The 18,087-nt window shown below is 46.1% G+C and carries 17 protein-coding genes; 8 read left to right on the forward strand and 9 right to left on the reverse strand.

What is annotated here, in order from left to right:
* Window positions 1–62: 62 nt before the first annotated feature.
* From efeB to cidR, 6 genes are all read right to left on the reverse strand, one after another.
* Window positions 63–1,313, reverse strand: a complete 1,251-nt coding sequence (gene efeB, locus ACFVP7_RS20955; RefSeq protein ID WP_396582844.1) for an iron uptake transporter deferrochelatase/peroxidase subunit — start codon at window positions 1,311–1,313, stop codon at window positions 63–65.
* An 18-nt stretch (window positions 1,314–1,331) separates the two neighbouring features.
* The gene (efeM, locus tag ACFVP7_RS20960) at window positions 1,332–2,489 is read right to left on the reverse strand and encodes an iron uptake system lipoprotein EfeM (RefSeq protein ID WP_015384997.1); all 1,158 of its coding nucleotides are present in this window, start codon (window positions 2,487–2,489) and stop codon (window positions 1,332–1,334) included.
* On the reverse strand, window positions 2,486–3,931 hold the full coding sequence (gene efeU, locus ACFVP7_RS20965; RefSeq protein WP_396583276.1) for a ferrous ion permease EfeU: 1,446 nt from the start codon (window positions 3,929–3,931) through the stop codon (window positions 2,486–2,488). The genes efeM and efeU overlap by 4 nt, the downstream gene beginning before the upstream one ends.
* A 155-nt stretch (window positions 3,932–4,086) precedes the next feature.
* Entirely contained in the window at window positions 4,087–4,755 is a 669-nt protein-coding gene (gene thiE / locus ACFVP7_RS20970; RefSeq protein ID WP_103803650.1) for a thiamine phosphate synthase, read from the reverse strand.
* Window positions 4,752–5,570, reverse strand: coding sequence for a hydroxyethylthiazole kinase (gene thiM, locus ACFVP7_RS20975; RefSeq protein WP_396582847.1), 819 nt, complete (start codon window positions 5,568–5,570; stop codon window positions 4,752–4,754). Before thiM ends, thiE begins: the two co-directional genes overlap by 4 nt.
* A 7-nt stretch (window positions 5,571–5,577) precedes the next feature.
* On the reverse strand, window positions 5,578–6,483 hold the full coding sequence (gene cidR / locus ACFVP7_RS20980) for a cidABC operon transcriptional activator CidR (protein ID WP_122895596.1): 906 nt from the start codon (window positions 6,481–6,483) through the stop codon (window positions 5,578–5,580).
* A gap of 105 nt (window positions 6,484–6,588) precedes the next feature.
* Between cidR and ACFVP7_RS20985 the strand changes: the two genes are divergently transcribed.
* The 4 genes from ACFVP7_RS20985 (at window position 6,589) to ACFVP7_RS21000 (ending at window position 9,167) form a co-directional block, all read left to right on the forward strand.
* Window positions 6,589–6,975: a CidA/LrgA family holin-like protein gene (locus tag ACFVP7_RS20985; protein WP_003227375.1), complete on the forward strand. Its 387-nt coding sequence runs from the start codon at window positions 6,589–6,591 to the stop codon at window positions 6,973–6,975.
* Complete coding sequence (locus tag ACFVP7_RS20990) at window positions 6,957–7,634, forward strand: CidB/LrgB family autolysis modulator (protein ID WP_003227371.1); 678 nt, start codon at window positions 6,957–6,959, stop codon at window positions 7,632–7,634. Before ACFVP7_RS20985 ends, ACFVP7_RS20990 begins: the two co-directional genes overlap by 19 nt.
* Window positions 7,635–7,736: 102 nt before the next feature.
* Window positions 7,737–8,936: an MFS transporter gene (locus tag ACFVP7_RS20995; RefSeq protein WP_396582850.1), complete on the forward strand. Its 1,200-nt coding sequence runs from the start codon at window positions 7,737–7,739 to the stop codon at window positions 8,934–8,936.
* 33 nt (window positions 8,937–8,969) lie between these two features.
* Window positions 8,970–9,167 (forward strand): YwbE family protein, encoded by a 198-nt coding sequence (locus ACFVP7_RS21000; RefSeq protein WP_015385004.1) that lies wholly within the window; start codon window positions 8,970–8,972, stop codon window positions 9,165–9,167.
* 33 nt (window positions 9,168–9,200) lie between these two features.
* Here ACFVP7_RS21000 and ACFVP7_RS21005 read toward each other — a convergent pair whose 3' ends face one another.
* Entirely contained in the window at window positions 9,201–10,391 is a 1,191-nt protein-coding gene (locus tag ACFVP7_RS21005; protein WP_021480945.1) for a class I SAM-dependent rRNA methyltransferase, read from the reverse strand.
* A 120-nt stretch (window positions 10,392–10,511) separates the two neighbouring features.
* Between ACFVP7_RS21005 and glxA the strand changes: the two genes are divergently transcribed.
* Window positions 10,512–10,892, forward strand: a complete 381-nt coding sequence (gene glxA / locus ACFVP7_RS21010) for a glyoxalase GlxA (protein ID WP_163117044.1) — start codon at window positions 10,512–10,514, stop codon at window positions 10,890–10,892.
* A 49-nt stretch (window positions 10,893–10,941) separates the two neighbouring features.
* Here the strand turns inward: glxA and celB are convergent, their stop codons facing one another.
* The gene (gene celB, locus ACFVP7_RS21015; protein WP_089172691.1) at window positions 10,942–12,273 is read right to left on the reverse strand and encodes a PTS cellobiose transporter subunit IIC; all 1,332 of its coding nucleotides are present in this window, start codon (window positions 12,271–12,273) and stop codon (window positions 10,942–10,944) included.
* Window positions 12,274–12,500: 227 nt separating this feature from the next.
* Between celB and epr the strand changes: the two genes are divergently transcribed.
* From epr to sacY, 3 genes are all read left to right on the forward strand, one after another.
* On the forward strand, window positions 12,501–14,438 hold the full coding sequence (gene epr / locus ACFVP7_RS21020; protein ID WP_163117043.1) for a minor protease Epr: 1,938 nt from the start codon (window positions 12,501–12,503) through the stop codon (window positions 14,436–14,438).
* Between the two features lie 427 nt (window positions 14,439–14,865).
* Window positions 14,866–16,245, forward strand: a complete 1,380-nt coding sequence (sacX, locus tag ACFVP7_RS21025; RefSeq protein ID WP_003243800.1) for a SacY negative regulator SacX — start codon at window positions 14,866–14,868, stop codon at window positions 16,243–16,245.
* A 53-nt stretch (window positions 16,246–16,298) separates the two neighbouring features.
* Window positions 16,299–17,141 (forward strand): transcription antiterminator SacY, encoded by an 843-nt coding sequence (gene sacY / locus ACFVP7_RS21030; protein ID WP_003244589.1) that lies wholly within the window; start codon window positions 16,299–16,301, stop codon window positions 17,139–17,141.
* A 50-nt stretch (window positions 17,142–17,191) separates the two neighbouring features.
* Here the strand turns inward: sacY and ACFVP7_RS21035 are convergent, their stop codons facing one another.
* Entirely contained in the window at window positions 17,192–18,052 is an 861-nt protein-coding gene (locus ACFVP7_RS21035) for a glycosyltransferase family 8 protein (RefSeq protein ID WP_103803644.1), read from the reverse strand.
* Between the last annotated feature and the right edge of the window lie 35 nt (window positions 18,053–18,087).

Consider the following 18,087-nt stretch of genomic DNA (forward strand, 5'->3'; position numbering starts at 1 on the left):
CAGGCTTGACAACGAATGCGAGGGTTTGTCGACACGCTGAAAGAAGCCTGTAAAGGCTTCTTTTATGATTCCAGCAAACGCTGGGCAATATATTCTCCTTTTTTGCAGCCGCCTGGGCATGCATATAAAGCAGAACCGATTGTTTGTGTATATTCGTTTAACGCATCCTTTGCTGAAAGAGCCTTCAGCATCGGGATAAACTGATTGTCGGGATTTTTTTGAAAACTGATAAACAGGAGACCTGCATCCATATAGCCGGTTTTCGGATCAAGTCCTTCTGTGTAAGAGAAAGCTCTTCTCAAAATTTGTTTTCCCGTAGATTTCGCTAGACTGACGTGTGAATTAGACGGAATTTGATTCAGCTTCACGGGATCTGTTTCATTTTTCTGCCCAAAAGGCGCCCCCGAGCTTTTTCTGCGGCCGAAGGTATCCTCTTGGTCCTTGAGGGAAGAGCGGTCCCATATCTCAAGGAACATTTTGATTTTCCGAAAAGCCATGTAGGTGCCGCCCGTCATCCAGTCAGGCTCACCAGACTGAATCCACACGATCGAGTTCATCAAGCTGTCATCCTTCGTGCTCTGGTTGCCTGTTCCATCTTTAAACCCGAAGAGGTTGCGCGGTGTTTCACCATTTTTTCCACCGCTTAAAAAGCCTTTGTTCACAAAACGGACCTCACAAGTGCCGACCGCTTGATTTAGCAGGTTACGCAGCGCGTGAAACGCCACTTGCTCATCGTCTGCACATACTTGAATGCAGATGTCCCCGCCTCCCTGCTTTTCATCCAGGTTGTCATTGGGCATCGCTGGAAGAGCGGCTAGGTGCTTCGGTTTTTTGCTTTTCAGTCCGAAGCGGTCCTTTCCGTCTTTTTCAAAAAAGCCAGGCCCGAATCCGAATGTGACCGTTAAGTTGGAAGGGGATAAATCAGCAGACTCACCTGTATCCTGCGGCGGCAGATATTGATTTCTCTGCTCCGCTGACATTTTCTTTCCAGATGTCAGCATCTGTGTGAGACTTGTCCAGTTTCTAAATAACGTAATGATGTCGCTTTTGTCTTTTGCTGTTACATCCAGTGCAGCAAAATAGACATACGTTTGATGGGCAGTTGTGATTCCGGCCTGATGCTTTCCGTAAAACGGAACAACCTGATCATCCTCTTTTTCATCCTTTTTCGATGGCTTAGCCGCGGTCTGCACAAGCGGAGCGAGTCCGCCGAGTCCGCTGGCACCGATCGCAACGGCTGCCCCCGCCATTGCCCCCCATTTTAAAATGTCCCGTCTGTGAATTTGTTCTGGCTTTTTTTGTTCATCGCTCATGCTGTTACAAAACTCCTTTTATAGCACATTCGCAATCTTCGACATGGTTTCAGAAAGAGTCGTCAGCTTTGTGCTCAGCTCTCTGATTTGCTTTTCACTTAATTTATCATAAGACGTATAGGACTGATCATTTGTTTTATATTTTGCCATTAAAACTTCAAATTCGCTGAACTCCGTATCCAGTTTTTCCGTCAAGTCGGAGTGATCTTTTACAAGCGCGCTTTTCACTGTTTGATAAACGGCTTCGGAGCCTTCCACATTTGCCATAAGGTCAACTAAATCAATTCGTGAGTAGCGCTCTTCTTCTCCCGTGATTTTCGAAATTCCGGCTTCGTTCAGAAGCTCCATCGCGCCTGCAACAATTTGTTCAGGTGTTAATTTCAGTGATTGAATTGAACCGTCAAGCTCTTTTACATCCTTGAGAAGCTGGTCAGCTGTTGCCTTTTCCCCGGAAATATCTTGATCCTTCCAAATGGCCTTCTCAAGCTTATGGAAGCCTGTCCATTTGTCTCCTTCTTCAACATCGTTTTCTCGTGCGTCAATTTTCGGATCAAGATCTCCGAGGCTTTCAGCGATCGGTTCGATTCGCTCGTAGTAAACACGCGCTTTCGCATATAACGTTTTGGACTTTTCGATATCGCCGGATTTCACAGCACTCGTAAATGCTTCAGTCGCTTTGACAAGCTGGCCACTCTGCTTTTTGACATAGCCTTTATACTCATCCGCTGCTTTTGCCAGCTGATCGCTAGCCTTTTTGCCGCTCTTCTTCGCTTCTGTCAGGTCTTCTAAGGACGCTTTCAGTGACTCGGATTCTGTCTTGATTTTTGCTGTATCCGGTTTGTCTTTTTGCGCTTCTGTGTAGATTGGCTGAAGATGCTTTTCGATTTCTGTATATTCGAATGGATAGTCGCTGCGAATGTCGTTTTCAAAGGAAAGCCAGTAGCTGTTTAACTCTTTCCCCTTCTTTTCAATCTCTTTTTGGTCTCCTTTTTCCGCTGAGTCATTCAGCTTGGAAATGATGGTTTCCATTTTATTTACGGATGCGGTGATTTCTTTAGTGACCCCGCTTTTTTCAGATGAAGCTTTTTCTTTGGTTGAAGATGTGTCATTGGCTCCGCAGCCTGCGCACAGCGCAAGGATGCATCCGGCTGATACAGCGATTTTTGTGAAATTCATTTTGTCAGTTCCTTTCCGTTTGTAAAATGTTTTGCCGCTTCTGAAACAAGCGCAATCAGTAAAAAGAGTAAAATCAACATTTGCGGAATCGTGCTGTACACAGACGGATAAATTCCTAGCACCGATACAGACGGCAGCCAGCTTTCTGCATCAGACGGAAGAATGCCCGCCAGCTGAAGGCTGTGAACGCCGGTTCCGAGAAATTTCACGCACATATACAGGACAACCGCCATTGATAGAAGAAAAAACGGCTTCAATGGAATGCGCATTCCGAGCTTGATCATCAGAACACCGACGATGACGAGAACGATAAGCCCTGCGGCAGTTCCGCCGATCAGTTCAGTGAGCGGGAGCTTCCCGACAAGCCCGATGAAAAAGATGACCGTTTCGAGACCTTCTCTTACAACTGCCAGAAATGCAATGAGCGCAAAGGAAAGCAGGCTTCGTTTTTTTAGTGCCTGTGACTTCTGGATATTGATTTTTTCTCTCCATTTATCCATTGAGGCGTTTCTGTGCAGCCACACCCCGACATACAAAAGCATGACAGCGGACAGTACGCCGGTAACGCCGCCAAGTAAGAAATTGTTTTCTCCGAATACACTGGAGGAGAACAGAACCGTGACACCGATGCCGGCTGCTAAGGAAACAGCCATGCCGGCGGACGCCCCGCCCCAGATCCATGTCGAGGAGCGCGTGACCCGCGCTTTTTTTGTCATGGTTAATAGCGCTCCGATGACAAGGAGGGCCTCCATTCCTTCACGAATCGGGATCAGCGCCGCATCCCACCAGCTGTAGCTGCTTGAAGCGATCGGCTCGAGCAATTGAATCATTTCGTCAATTTGCTTTGATACCTTTTCAGGATGGCTGCCGATCTCCGCCTTCATCAGCGCCAGATTTTCCTCCGATGTCGTATAGGCTTCTTTCGATTGGGACACGACGTCTCCCTCAACAGCGAGCCAGGATGTAACTAAATTGTCGATTGCTGATGACGCTTCATCCAATTGTTTTTTTTCTATGAACTGTTTTGTGTCTTTCAAGCTTTGTATATAGGCTGTTAAGGACGCCCTTGATTGACCTGAGGATGTCTTTTTCAGCACGACAGCCTGCTGATAGGTTTCTAAATGAGACGAAAGCTCTTCAAGCTGTGATTTGAGCTTGCCTGCGTCTTGATTGATAAAAGAAAGAGAAATCATCGCGATATTCGCGTCCATTTCACTGTGAGAAGAAAGGTTTTCTTTCTTAATAGAAGGTTCTTCTTTTTTCCACTTCGCCTTGAAGGTTTCAAACGTTTGTTGTGCCGAGTCTATATCTCCGTCTTTTACGGATTTGATCATTTGCTTGTTTAATTGAATTAATGCGGCGATCGGATCATCTTCCGCATGTGCCGCAAAACCGAAAACCATCAACAAGCTGAATAAAATAAGCGCCAGCCCCCGAGTCATCATGCTCCTCCTATAATTGAAAATGATTATCATTATATAACATAATCATAGCCAGTTCCTGTTCTTTGTCAATTAAAATTTGAAGGTTTGAAAACCTTGATAGAAAGCAAAAAGGCTGTCCTTTATAGAACAGCCTTTTGAAGGAAGAAGAACGTTTATCTTCTTGTTTTATACGTTTGAATTTCTTCATGAAACTTGCGTGCAGCACTCTCAGGATCCTCCGCCTGACTAATGGCGCTGATCATACTGACACCATCGGCCCCCGCTTGGATAACAGGTGCGGCATTATCTATTGTGATTCCGCCGATGCCGACAATTGGAATGCTGATGCCTTGGCGGCGCACTGCTTCGATAAGAGATACACCCTGTACCGCTCTCGTATCTTTTTTCGTTTCAGTCGGATAGATCGGCCCAAGCCCGACATAATCCGCTCCGTCTTCTTCGGCTTGCTTCACCTCAGACATCGTATGGGCAGAAACGCCGAGAATCATATCACCTATGGCAGCTCTTACCTCTTTCGCATTTGCGTCTTCCTGGCCGATGTGGATACCGTCAGCTTTCAGATTCAGAGCCAATTCCACATCATCATTGACAATGAACGGAACACCAGCTTCACGGCAAGCTGCCTGCGCTTTTTCAGCAAATTTAATCCGAGCCTCTCCTGTCAGCGCATCCCCGCCTTTTTCACGGAACTGGTACAGGGTGGCACCGCCTTTTAACGCTTTTTGTACAACTGTAACAGGATCGGCTTTCGTATTGTTTGACCCCATAATGAAGTATACAGATAATAACTCTTTCATCATTTCCCGAGAAATACGAGTCATGAGACAGTCACCCTTTCTATAGTCGTCCATTCTTGGACGTCTTGTTCAGTAACAGTTGAAAGCTTGTTCAGCAATTCAATCTGAAAGCTTCCAGGGCCTTTGTCAGCCGTCTGCTGTGCGGCAAGCTGAGCGGCGACCCCATACGAAGAAATGGCCGCAATAGCAGCAAACAATGGATTTTCTTCCACAGCGCAAAACGCACCGACGACGGAAGTCAGCAGGCAACCGGCACCTGTCACTTTTGTCAGCAGCTTGTGGCCGTTATGAAGGGTGTATACATGTGACGTGTCGACTATGACATCAACTTCACCAGTTATCGCAATGACCGTGTTTAGCTTTTGTGCCGCCTGCTGAGCCAGCCGGATGATGTCGCCTCCGCCTTCACCCGCATCAACACCTTTGATCAGCCAATCGATCACGCCGACGGTATGGGCAATTTCCGCCGCATTTCCTCTGATTGCAGAAAGGCGCACCTCACGAATGATGTCACGTGCCGATTCAGTGCGGAACGGTGTTGCTCCGGCACCGACAGGATCAAGAATGACGGGAACGCCATGTTCATTAGCTGATTTTCCCGCGATGATCATCGCTTCGACTGACTCCTTGCTCAGCGTTCCGATATTTAAAACGAGTGCACCCGCAATCTTCGCCATATCGGCGACCTCTTCTTTTGCGTACGCCATAACGGGCGATGCGCCGAGCGCGAGCAGGCCGTTTGCTGTGAAATTCGTTACGACATTGTTGGTTATACTATGCACCAGTGGGCTATGCCGGCGGACAGCAGTAAGACATTTTGCTGCTGATTGTGCATCCATGTTTGCATCATCCTTTACTATCTTTTTTCGGGTCCCATAAATACGATTTCGTATGTTCAAGCCAAGCTCTGGCCGCAAACGACAAGTACCGGTCCTTTCTCCAAATAATGGCGAGGTGCCAAGGGATGACCGGATCGACAAGCGGAATGACTTTCACTTTTTCCAGGTCAAGGCCGCGGCAGATCCGTTCCGGCAAAAGCCCGATCCCAAGGTTGGCTGATACCATCTCACTAATAAAATCCCATTGTGATGTTTCATAAATGATATGGGGCCGGAACCCAGCCTTGATACATTCCGTCATAATTCGGTTGTGCAGGACAAAATCCTCTCTGAAGAAAATAAAAGGCTCGTCCTTCAACTCACGCAGCTGACATTCTTTCTCATCAGCCAGCCGGTGGGAAGGGTGAACGACAAGCATTAAGGTTTCTTTTACGATTGTAAACGAATGAAAGATATCTTCGTTTGCGGGAAGGACCACAACGCCGATATCAAGAGAGCCGTCCCCGACACCTTCTTGGACTTTTATAGAACCGTCTTCGACTAGCTGAAAGGTGACATTCGGATAGTTTTCACGGAAATCGCCGAGCACTCTCGGGAAAAACCCCGATCCGATCATCGGCGGCAGTCCAATCCGTACGTGCCCTTTCTTGACTTCCATAATATCATTTAATTCTGACGTCAGGTTTTGAAATGATTTAATGATTTCCTGCGCCTGCACATACATGCTATGACCGGCATCAGTCAGTTCTACCTGCCTGCCGTTTCGGTAAAACAGTTCAATTCCGAGCTCTTCTTCTAAATTTTTGATCATTTTTGATATCGTCGGCTGAGAAACATAAAGGGATTGGGAAGCCTTCGTAAAACTTTTTAAACGGGCGACTTCCAAGAAATATGTTAAATGGCGGATATCCATGTGCTTCACCCTTTCTATAGACAAAAGGAATACTTCTTATTCTTAATATATATTTTACCTATAGAGAGACCTTATGTACAATAAGTATATAAGGGAGGCATCAATATGAAAAAACTGTTGCTAACCGTTATTCAAATCGCTCTGTTATTTATATTTGCTCGGCTGATTAATTGGGTGACAGCCCTTCTTCATATAAATATTCCCGGCAGTATAATAGGGATTGTGATTCTTTTCACATTATTGCACTTTAACATTATCAAGCTTGAATGGATCGAGCTTGGTGCAGCGTGGCTTCTCGGGGAGCTGCTTTTATTTTTTATCCCGTCTGCCGTCGGAGTGATTGAATACGGAGACATTATGTCGAAATTTGGTGTCAGCATTCTGCTTGTTGTCATCATCAGCACGTTTGTCGTGATGGTGTCTACAGGAACGCTTACACAACTCATTGCAAAGAGAAAGGAGAAAAAGCATACGTGTTCATCGGAATTGTAAGTTTGTTTTTAACGGTTTTGGTGTATTTAGGAGCAAAAAAGGTATATCAACGCTTTCCGCGTGTTTATACGTCGCCGCTATTGGTGACGCCCGCTGTATTAGTCGGTCTGCTGCTGCTGGTGAATGTCCCGTACGAGTCCTATAATCTCGGCGGCGGATTGCTGACCGATATGCTACAGCCGGCCACCGTGGCATTCGCGATCCCGCTATATAAATATTTCCCTGTTTTAAAGAAATACGCAGTGGAAATTATTTTGAATGTGGCCGTTGGTTCATGCATCGCGATTATTTCTACCGCTCTTATTGCGAAATGGCTTCACCTCGGCACCGGCTTAATTGACAGCCTCGTCCCGAGATCAGTGACAACGCCGATCGCGATGAACGTATCTGAAATGATCGGCGGAATGCCTGCCGTCACAGCCGTGTTTGTGATTTTAACCGCTTTGCTCGGCACAGTGATCGGCCCGATGGTCATCCGTTATTTCCGCATTGATAACGAAATTGCGCGGGGCGTGCTGCTTGGCACAAGCGCGCACGGAGCGGGAACGTCAAAGGCATTTGAGCTTAGCTCTGTGTCCGGCACGATTTCCAGTGTGTCGATGATCTTAGCTGCGATTATGACGCTTTGCGCGGCGCCGTTTTTACTTTCATTTATGTAAAAAACTGTCCTCTCGAGGGCAGTTTTTTTATGTGCTTCCCCTTATTGAAAAGCTGGCGAATTCCAATATAATGTATTTGTGGATACCAAAGGAGGCACCCTGATGCACAACTTGCAGGTGAGGCGGCATTACGCCGCGTTAAAAGGATTTTATTTGTTTGCTTTTCTCGGTACGGGCAGCATGATTCCCTTACTCAGTATGTATTTAACGAAGGAACAGCATTTAAGCAGCTCACAGGTCGGCTTGATCATGTCACTGGGCCCGATTGTGATGATTTTCTTTCAGCCGTTTTGGGGCATGCTGAGCGACTATACGCAAAAAACGAAAGGCCTGCTGGCGGTTTGCACATCAATCACAGGCATCATTGGATTAGCCTATATTGCATTTGACAGTTTCCCTCTGTTTATTTTGATTGCGGCCTGTTTTGCAGCCTTTCAAAGCACGATTATTCCACTTTCGGACAGCATTTCACTAAGGTACACACAAGAAACAAACGGCAACTACGGCGGAATCCGCCTGTTTGGTTCTCTCGGCTTCGGTGTCGCGGTGTTTGCCATGGGACAGGTGACGAACCAGCTGTACCCCATTCACGTGATCTTTATCTTTGGCTGTGCCTTTCTGTGCATTGCTGCCATATTGGCTTCACAAATGCCCGGCCAGCAGAAAACAACAAAGGTCAATATCCGCAAAGGATTCCGGGAGCTTATCAGCAACAAAACTTTCCTCATCTTTATGATCATCACCTTTACGACATTTGCTCCAAACTTAGCGAACAATACGTATTTCAGTCTTTTTCTGGACAAAAGCGGCGCGTCACTTTCCGCTATCGGCATTTTATTTTTCATCGGTGTCATTTCAGAAATTCCATTTATGAGATTCGCCCAAACATTTATAGATAAAATGGGGCTGCTCAACGTCATTATGCTGTCAGGCGGAGTCTCATTATTCAGGTGGGCGCTCTATTTCACGGCGCCTTCACTATGGATCATTTATGCGACGGTCTTTCTTCAGGGAGTGGCCATCGGTTTATTTATCCCGGCAGCGCTTCAATATGTGAAAAAGATTACCCCTAGACACGTTGAAGCGACGGCGCTGACCATGTACGCCGCCATCGGCAACGGGTTCGGCAACTGGTTCTGCACATTTGCAGGCGGGTACATTTTTGACTACGTGTCGATCTTCGCAGTCTACTTGCTTTTCGGCATTCTGAGCATAGCAGGCTTTGGCCTGACATTATATTTAATGAAGACTGAAAAAAACAAAAATACACTTCATCAGCCGGCTGTTACTTTTAAACCATAATGACTATAATGAACAAAAGAAAGGATGTGCGTTATGAACGGGCAAGAGCGAAACAGCATTTCGAAAGGGTTGCAGGTTGATATTGTATTGAAAGCAGATCAAAAAACAGGAAAACTGACGAGAGGGACAGTGAAGGATATTTTGACGAAATCAAGTTTTCATCCGCATGGCATTAAAGTCCGTCTTGAAGATGGCCGCATCGGCCGCGTCCAGCAGATCATTTCTACATAAAAAAAGCTGCCCCTGAACAGGGCAGCTTTTTCATTATTTTTTCTGCAGAAGGACCACTTTCAGGTAGTTGCCTTCCGGAAATGCCGAAATCGTTTTGAAATCCTCCGGCAGCGTAAATTCCTCAATGATCGTGTAGCGTTCATTTGTTTCTTTAAAGGCGGCATCAATAAAGCCTTTGAACTTCTTCATGCCAAAGGCGCTGCTGTTTGTAGAGGCAACAATGACACCCTTGTCAGCAGTGATGGCGATCGTTTCCTTCAGCAGGTTTTTATAATCCTTGGCCGCGCTGAAGGTGCGTTTTTTTGTGCGCGCAAAGGAAGGCGGATCTAGAATAATCAGATCAAAGCGCAAATCCTTTTTTGCAGCATATGAAAAATAGTTAAAAACGTCCATCACTTTAATGTCGTGCGCTTCGTAATCCAGCTTGTTCACGCTGAATTGCTCGATCGTTTTGGCCAGACTTCGGTTTGCCACGTCGACGCTTGTTGTTTTCTCCGCTCCGCCAAGCGCCGCCGCCACGGAGAATGCACCCGTATAAGAAAACGTATTTAAAACGGTTTTCCCGTATGCATAGCGGTCTCTGATCGCCTTGCGCACATGTCTCTGATCCAAAAAGATGCCCGTCATGGCGCCTTCATTCAGATCCACCGCGTATTGAATGCCATTCTCCTGGATGATGATCGGGAACTCGCCTCTTTTCCCTTTCACGAAGTCATCATCTTCAACGTATTGTCCAGCTGTGTCGAAGCGTTTCTTCTCGTAAATCGCTTTATAATCAAGATCCATCTCATCCAATGCGGAAATCAGCATGTCTTTAAAGGTGTAAATTCCCTTGCTGTACCATTGAATCAGCAGGTAGCCGTCATAATAGTCGATGGTGACGCCGCCGACACCGTCGCCCTCACCGTTGAACAGGCGGAAAGCTGTTGTATCTTGAGCCTCAAATAGTTTGGCGCGCGCTTGGGCCGCTTTTGTTAATTTGGTGAGAAAAAATGCCTGGTCAACCTGTTCATGTTTATTTCGGGTAAGCGTCCAGCCGACCCCTTTGTTTTGCAGGCCATAATAGCCCCGCGCGAGAAACTCGCCGCCGCTCTCAGACACGATATCAACGAGGTCTCCTTCTTTCATGTGCCCCGCACTCCCTGCGAGAGCTTCTTTTTCAATAAGGGGATAGCCTTTTTTTATTTTGGCAGCGTGTGCTTTTTTTAGGGTGAGTAGCTTCATATATGTCGTCCTCTTTCCGTTTGCTTTCTCTTATGGTACCACAAAACGCCAAGATGTCTGCATTGACAGAAAGGAAAGGTTTTTCTACGATAGACAAAAAGAGTTACGAGGAGGAGCAGCATGGCACAACGAATTGACCATACAGGCATCATGGTAAGAGATATTAACGCGTCCATCACATTTTATGAAGAGGTACTCGGCATGAAATTGAAGGATCGCATCACTCACACGAACGGTGTAATCGAGCTTGCTTTTCTTGGCTTTGAAGACGGCCCGGAAACAGAAATTGAACTGATTCAAGGCTACAGCAGCGAGCTTCCCGCTGAAGGAAAAGTGCACCACATTGCCCTGCTGACTGATGACATCGCGGCTGAATATACAAAAGCGGAAAAAATGAACGCAAAATTTATCGACGAGGAGATCACAACACTTCCAAACGGATACCGTTATTTCTATATCGAAGGCCCTGACGGTGAGTGGATTGAGTTCTTTCAGCGGTAATAAAAAAGCAGCATAACGCTGCTTTTTTATTATTTAAACACTTACATCACTACACATTTTTATCCCCAGATTCAACCGCACTCTCTTCCCGCCATTTTTGATGATCCCATATTCTGAAAAACGGATAGTAGATGGCACAGGTGATCAGCAGATTTACCAGCTGCATAACGGCGCCCGACACCTTTCCGCCTGTCGCCAGGTAACCTGATATGAGCGGCGGCATCGTCCATGGCACCGCGATTCCGGCCGGTCTTGCCACCAGCCCGGTGCTCATGCCGATATAAGTCGCGGTAATCGTGAGGAGCGGTGCGATGATAAATGGGACAATAAGGAGCGGATTCATGACAATCGGCATGCCGAAAATGATCGGCTCGTTGATATTAAAAAGCGCGGGCCCAATCCCTAATCGGCCAAGCTGCTTCATTTGTTTGCTGCGAGATCGGACAAGCATCGTCAGGACAAGCGCCAGTGTCGCTCCGCTTCCGCCGACATTGATCCAAATTTGAAAAAACTGAGTCGTAAAAATACTCGGCAGCGCCTCGCCTGCTTGGAAGGCGAGACGGTTGGCATCCATCGCGCCGTACCAAATCGGCGCCATGATTCCGCCAATGATGGAAGCCCCGTGAATCCCGCACGACCAAAGCAGCATCTGCACAAATTCAGCGATCAGGCTTCCGCCGAGACTGCCGCCAAGGATGGAAAGCGGTGTGCCAAGCAGGTCTCCTACGACATTGTGCAGACTCTGAAAAGGTGTCATTTCAATCAGAAGGCGCGCCAGCCACACGAGAAACACAATGATAAAGCCGGGAATCAGCGCGACAAACGATTTGCTTACCGCAGGCGGCACACCGTCTGGCATTTTGAAGACGATATTTTTTTGAATAATGTACCGATAGATTTCGGTTGAAAACAAGGCGATCAGCATGGCGACAAATAAGCCCTTGCTGCCGAGCAGCGTGATCGGGATTCCGCCCCCTACCATGATGGACTCCGTTGAGCCATGCGGTGTAAACGGCACCTCAAACGGCGTTGCCAGCAGAAATGCGGCAATTGAAATCGCTCCGGCAGAAAGGGCATCGACACCATAGCTTTCTGCCAGCCGATAGGCGATCCCAAAAGCGGCAATCATCGCCATAATATCAAACGATGCGTTAACAGGATATCCGAGCTTATCAGCCCACTCTTTCCCAAACACACTCGCCATGAAATCAGCATACCCCGGAATCGGCAGGCTCGTTAAAATTAAGAAGACAGACCCGATAATAATCAGCGGCATGGTCAGGATAATTCCGTCACGCAAAGCGCTGAGATGCCGCTGCCCGGCAATTTTCCCGGCGACAGGCATTATTTTTTCCTCCATCACCCGAGTGAATGTGCTCATCTTAAAAGCCCCCTTTTCTCATTGCTTTGTGAACAACCTCCGCAATGTTTTCTTTATCTTATTTTGAAAACGCTTACAAATTCATTTGGAAAATTTCCTCTTCCTGCGGAAAAAATCTGTATTTTGCTAAACAACCCTGCCCATGAAAAATTTTTTCCTTCTTACTATTAATCTCTCTTTTTTTCTCCGATATATATATCAAACATCATAGAAAAAGGAGATGAATCATGAAAAACATGTCTTGCAAACTTGTTGTATCAGTCACTCTGTTTTTCAGTTTTCTCACCATAGGCCCTCTCGCTCATGCGCAAAACAGCAACGAGAAAGAGGTTATTGTGGTTTATAAAAACAAGGCCGGAAAGGAAACCATCCTGGACAGTGATGCTGATGTTGAACAGCAGTATAAGCATCTTCCCGCGGTAGCGGTCACAGCAGACCAGGAGACAGTAAAAGAATTAAAGCAGGATCCTGATATTTTGTATGTAGAAAACAACGTATCATTTACCGCAGCAGACAGCACGGATTTCAAAGTGCTGTCAGACGGCACTGACACCTCTGACAACTTTGAGCAATGGAACCTTGAGCCCATTCAGGTGAAACAGGCTTGGAAGGCAGGACTGACAGGAAAGAATATCAAAATTGCCGTCATTGACAGCGGAATCTCCCCCCACGATGACCTGTCGATTGCCGGCGGGTATTCAGCTGTCAGTTATACCTCTTCTTACAAAGATGATAACGGCCACGGAACACATGTCGCAGGAATTATCGGAGCCAAGCATAACGGCTACGGAATTGACGGCATCGCACCGGAAGCACAAATATACGCGGTTAAAGCGCTTGATCAGAACGGCTCGGGGGATCTTCAAAGTCTTCTCCAAGGAATTGACTGGTCGATCGCAAACGGGATGGACATCGTCAATATGAGCCTTGGCACGACGTCAGACAGCAAAATCCTTCATGACGCCGTGGACAAAGCATATGAACAAGGCGTTCTGCTTGTTGCCGCAAGCGGTAACGACGGAAACGGCAAGCCAGTGAATTATCCGGCGGCATACAGCAGTGTCGTTGCGGTTTCAGCAACAAACGAAAAGAATCAGCTTGCCTCCTTCTCAACAACTGGAGATGAAGTTGAATTTTCAGCACCGGGGACAAACATCACAAGCACTTACTTAAACCAGTATTATGCAACGGGAAGCGGAACATCCCAAGCGACACCGCACGCCGCTGCCATGTTTGCCTTGTTAAAACAGCGCGATTCTGCCGAGACGAACGTCCAGCTTCGCGAGGAAATGCGGAAAAACAGCGTTGATCTTGGTACCGCAGGCCGCGATCAGCAATTTGGCTACGGCTTAATCCAATATAAAGCACAGGCAACAGATTCAGCGTACGCGGCAGCAGAGCAAGCGGTGAAAAAAGCGGAACAAACAAAAGCACAAACCGATATCAACAAAGCGCGAGAACTCGTCAGCCAGCTGCCGGGCTCCAACGCCAAAACTGCCCTGCAAAAAAGACTGGATAAAGTACAGTCATACAGAAATGTAAAAGATGCGAAAGACAAAGTCGCAAAGGCAGAAAAATATAAAACACAGCAAACCGTTGATACAGCACAAACTGCCATCAACAAGCTGCCAAACGGAACAGACAAAAAGAACCTTCAAAAACGCTTAGACCAAGTAAAACGCTACATCGCGTCAAAGCAAGCGAAAGACAAAGTTGCGAAAGCGGAAAAAAGCAAAAAGAAAACAGATGTGGACAGCGCACAATCAGCAATTGGCAAGCTGCCTGCAAGTTCAGAAAAAACGTCCCTGCAAAAACGCCTTAACAAAGTGAAGAGCACCAATTTGAAGACGGCACAGCAATCCGTATCTGCGGCTGAAAAGAAATCAACTGATGCAAATGCGGCAAAAGCACAATCAGCCGTCAATCAGCTTCAAGCAGGCAAGGACAAAACGGCATTGCAAAAACGGTTAGACAAGGTGAAGAAAAAGGTGGCGGCGGCTGAAGCAAAAAAAGTGGAAACTGCCAAGGCAAAAGTGAAGAAAGCGGAAAAAGACAAAACAAAGAAATCAAAGACATCCGCTCAGTCTGCAGTGAATCAATTAAAAGCATCCCATGAAAAAACAAAGCTGCAAAAACGGCTGAACGCCGTCAAACCGAAAAAGTAACCAAAAACCTTTAAGACTTGCATTCCAGGTCTTAAAGGTTTTTTACATTCTAAGAACATCACACACAACCTTTTTCCCATCCATTGTACAGGCTTTTCATACTATTGCTATACAGCCATGAACAGCATAAAATGAACGTTATTACAGTTATCACCACATATGGCGGGATTGTGACTGGGCAGGCAGGCAAGACCCAATGATGCAAAGGGAGTATTAATGCCTAAAAAGCAGGGCATTTTAACTCTTCTTTTCGTGTTGGGCTCATAACGGCGCCTTGGACAACCCCCTATTCTCATGCTCCGTCGTCGACGCGGGCATTTTTGTCATTTTCAGCCGGTATTTCTCACTTTTTTCATTTTGATTGTCAACTTTTCATTTGATACGATGAACAAGCCGACTTTTCTTCAGCAAAGGAGGTTTTGATTGTTTGCATAAAGAGATTGCAAAAGAATTACTGCTGCTCGCAGGAGGAAAAAACAATATTATCAGCATCAGCCATTGTACGACCCGTCTTCGTTTTGATGTAAAAGACGAGACGAAAATTGATATACATGCCATTGAGAACCTGCAAGGTGTGCAGGGCACCTTTTTCCGCTATGGGCTTTTCCAGATTATCTTCGGAGCAGGCGTCGTCAACAAAATATATAAAGAAGTCGTTCATGTATGGGAGACCGCGCCTTCTGAAGAGCCTGTCCACCAGAAAAAAGCCAGCCGGAAGCTGAACCCTGCCGCAGCTTTTGCGAAAACACTGTCCGATATTTTTGTGCCGATTATTCCGGCAATAACAGCAAGCGGCCTGCTCATGGGGCTGATCGGCATGATTAAGGTGTTTCACTGGTTCGCTGCCGGCAGCCCATGGATTAAAATGCTCGACCTCGTGTCCAGCACAGCCTTTATTTTACTGCCGATTTTAGTCGGCTTCAGTGCCGCACGGCAATTTGGCAGCAACCCATACCTAGGGGCAGTGATTGCAGGGCTTTTGACGCATCCTGATCTGCTGGACCCGTCTATGCTCGGCAGCAAAACCCCGTCTTCTTTAGACATATGGGGGCTTCATATCCCAATGATGGGCTATCAGGGTTCCATGATACCGATTCTTCTTTCCGTTTTTGTCATGAGCAAAATTGAGAAGCTATTAAAATCGATTGTGCCGAAGTCGCTTGATGTCGTGATCATTCCCTTTATTACGGTCATGGTTACAGGGTGCCTCGCGCTAATTGTGATGAATCCCGCCGCGTCCATCATCGGCCAGATCATGACACAATCGATCGTCTATATCTATGATCACGCCGGCATTGCCGCCGGAGCCCTTTTCGGCGGCATCTACTCCACCATCGTCCTATCTGGATTGCATCATAGCTTTTATGCAATTGAGGCAACGCTGCTTGCTAATCCGCATGTCGGTGTCAACTTTTTAGTGCCGATATGGTCGATGGCGAATGTGGCCCAAGGCGGAGCGGGGCTTGCGGTATTCCTCAAAACGAAACAATCAAGCCTGAAGAAAATTGCGCTCCCCGCTTCTCTGACCGCGTTTTTAGGCATTGTTGAGCCGATTGTATTCGGGGTAAATCTCAAATTGATCCGTCCCTTTATCGGAGCAGCCATCGGCGGTGCTATTGGCGGAGCATACGTGGTTGCGGTACAAGTTGTGGCAAATTCCTACGGGCTGACAGGCATTCCGATGATTTCAATTGTGCTGCCGTTTGGCGCCGCGAATTTTGTTCATTATATGATCGGTTTCTTGATCGCAGCCGTCTCTGCTTTTATAGCTACATTGTTTCTCGGGTTTAAAGAAGAGACAGAATAACTGGATTTATTCGTTTTCATTCATAAAACGGGGGATGAAAGGACAAAAAAGCTATGAAAATTAAAAGAATCTTAAATCATAATGCTATCGTCGTAAAGGATCAAAATGAAGAGAAGATTCTCTTGGGTGCAGGAATTGCGTTTAACAAAAAGAAGAATGACATTGTCGATCCGTCAAAAATAGAAAAAACCTTTATCAGAAAAGATACACCTGACTATAAGCAGTTCGAAGAGATTTTAGAAACATTGCCTGAAGACCACATTCAGATTTCTGAACAAATTATCTCTCATGCCGAAAAAGAGCTGAACATCAAAATCAACGAGCGCATTCATGTCGCTTTTTCAGACCATCTTTCTTTTGCGATTGAACGCTTGAGCAATGGGATGGTTATCAAAAATCCGCTGCTGAATGAAATTAAAGTCCTTTATCCAAAGGAGTTCCAGATCGGTTTATGGGCCAGAGCACTGATTAAAGATAAACTGGGGATTCACATTCCTGATGATGAAATCGGCAATATCGCCATGCATATCCACACAGCAAGAAACAATGCTGGCGATATGACACAAACGCTTGATATTACAACCATGATCCGTGATATTATCGAGATTATCGAAATTCAACTGTCTATTAATATCGTTGAAGATACCATCTCTTATGAAAGGCTCGTGACCCATCTTCGCTTTGCCATTCAGCATATCAAAGCAGGCGAATCCATTTACGAGCTGGACGCAGAAATGATCGACATCATTAAAGAGAAGTTTAAGGATGCCTTCCTGTGTGCCCTAAGCATCGGCACCTTTGTGAAGAAGGAATACGGCTTTGAGTTTCCTGAAAAAGAATTGTGCTACATCGCCATGCATATTCAGCGGTTCTACCAACGGTCAGTCGCACGCTGAGGCAAATAAAAAACGCTTTTGATCATCTCAAAAGCGTTTTTTTATCTGATTTATTGGTTGATCGCCGGATTCCCAATCGTATTCCACTTCGTATAGGACATGTAATGGAAATACTCATCGCGATACGGATGTTTTGTGTTGGAGTTCCAAGGCTTTTCTCCGCCGCAGAAGTGCACGATTGCCGGGTTTTCTCTCGTTTCATTATATTGCTTCCGCCCTAACAGAGTCGGTGGGGTTTTCAGCTTTAACATGATATAGGTTTGAGCGTTCCAGCGCGGATGAAGTTCATACCACTGATCATACAAGATCGCATTCAGTGCATCTTGGTCATGCAGCACAAGAAAGTCTTCGTCTGGGTGTTCATTGATAAAGTTGATGACTTTTTCTGTGATGTTTTGCTTTCTCCAAGACTCAAAATCAATAATCATGATACCTGAGTTAAAATACTTCCCTGTATCAGTGACGTTCATTTCTTTCAGGCGTTCATGCTGCCCCGCATCCTCAACAGCGGCTACGGTGTATGGCGCAATGTCTAAGTCCCATAGCTTAGAAATATCCTCTAGGACAAGCGCATCGCAATCGATGTAAATCATTCGTTTGATGCTTTCATCCTTAATTAAGTCGGGAATCGAAATGCGGTAATACGCAGCTTTTGTAATATGGCTGCTCTCTACCGCATGTTCATACATGTTGGTATCCACTTCTAAAAACTCAATCGGCACTCCGAATTTCAAAGTGGTTTCTTCCAGTCTTTTTTTGTTATCAGGCTTAATTCCGCCATCAATGACGTATAATTTTACCTCTCTCTCCTGATCCATGTTAGTCAATAAAGAAACGAACATCCCACCTAAATGACGAGCATAATTATCATCTGCGCATGATACAATATGCATGATTTCATCTTTCCTCAATGGTATTCATCTCCCTTTTTGTTGTACAAGTTACA

The organism is Bacillus sp. SG20033, from assembly GCF_044570195.1.
In the GTDB taxonomy this organism is placed as follows: Bacteria; Bacillota; Bacilli; order Bacillales; family Bacillaceae; genus Bacillus; species Bacillus subtilis.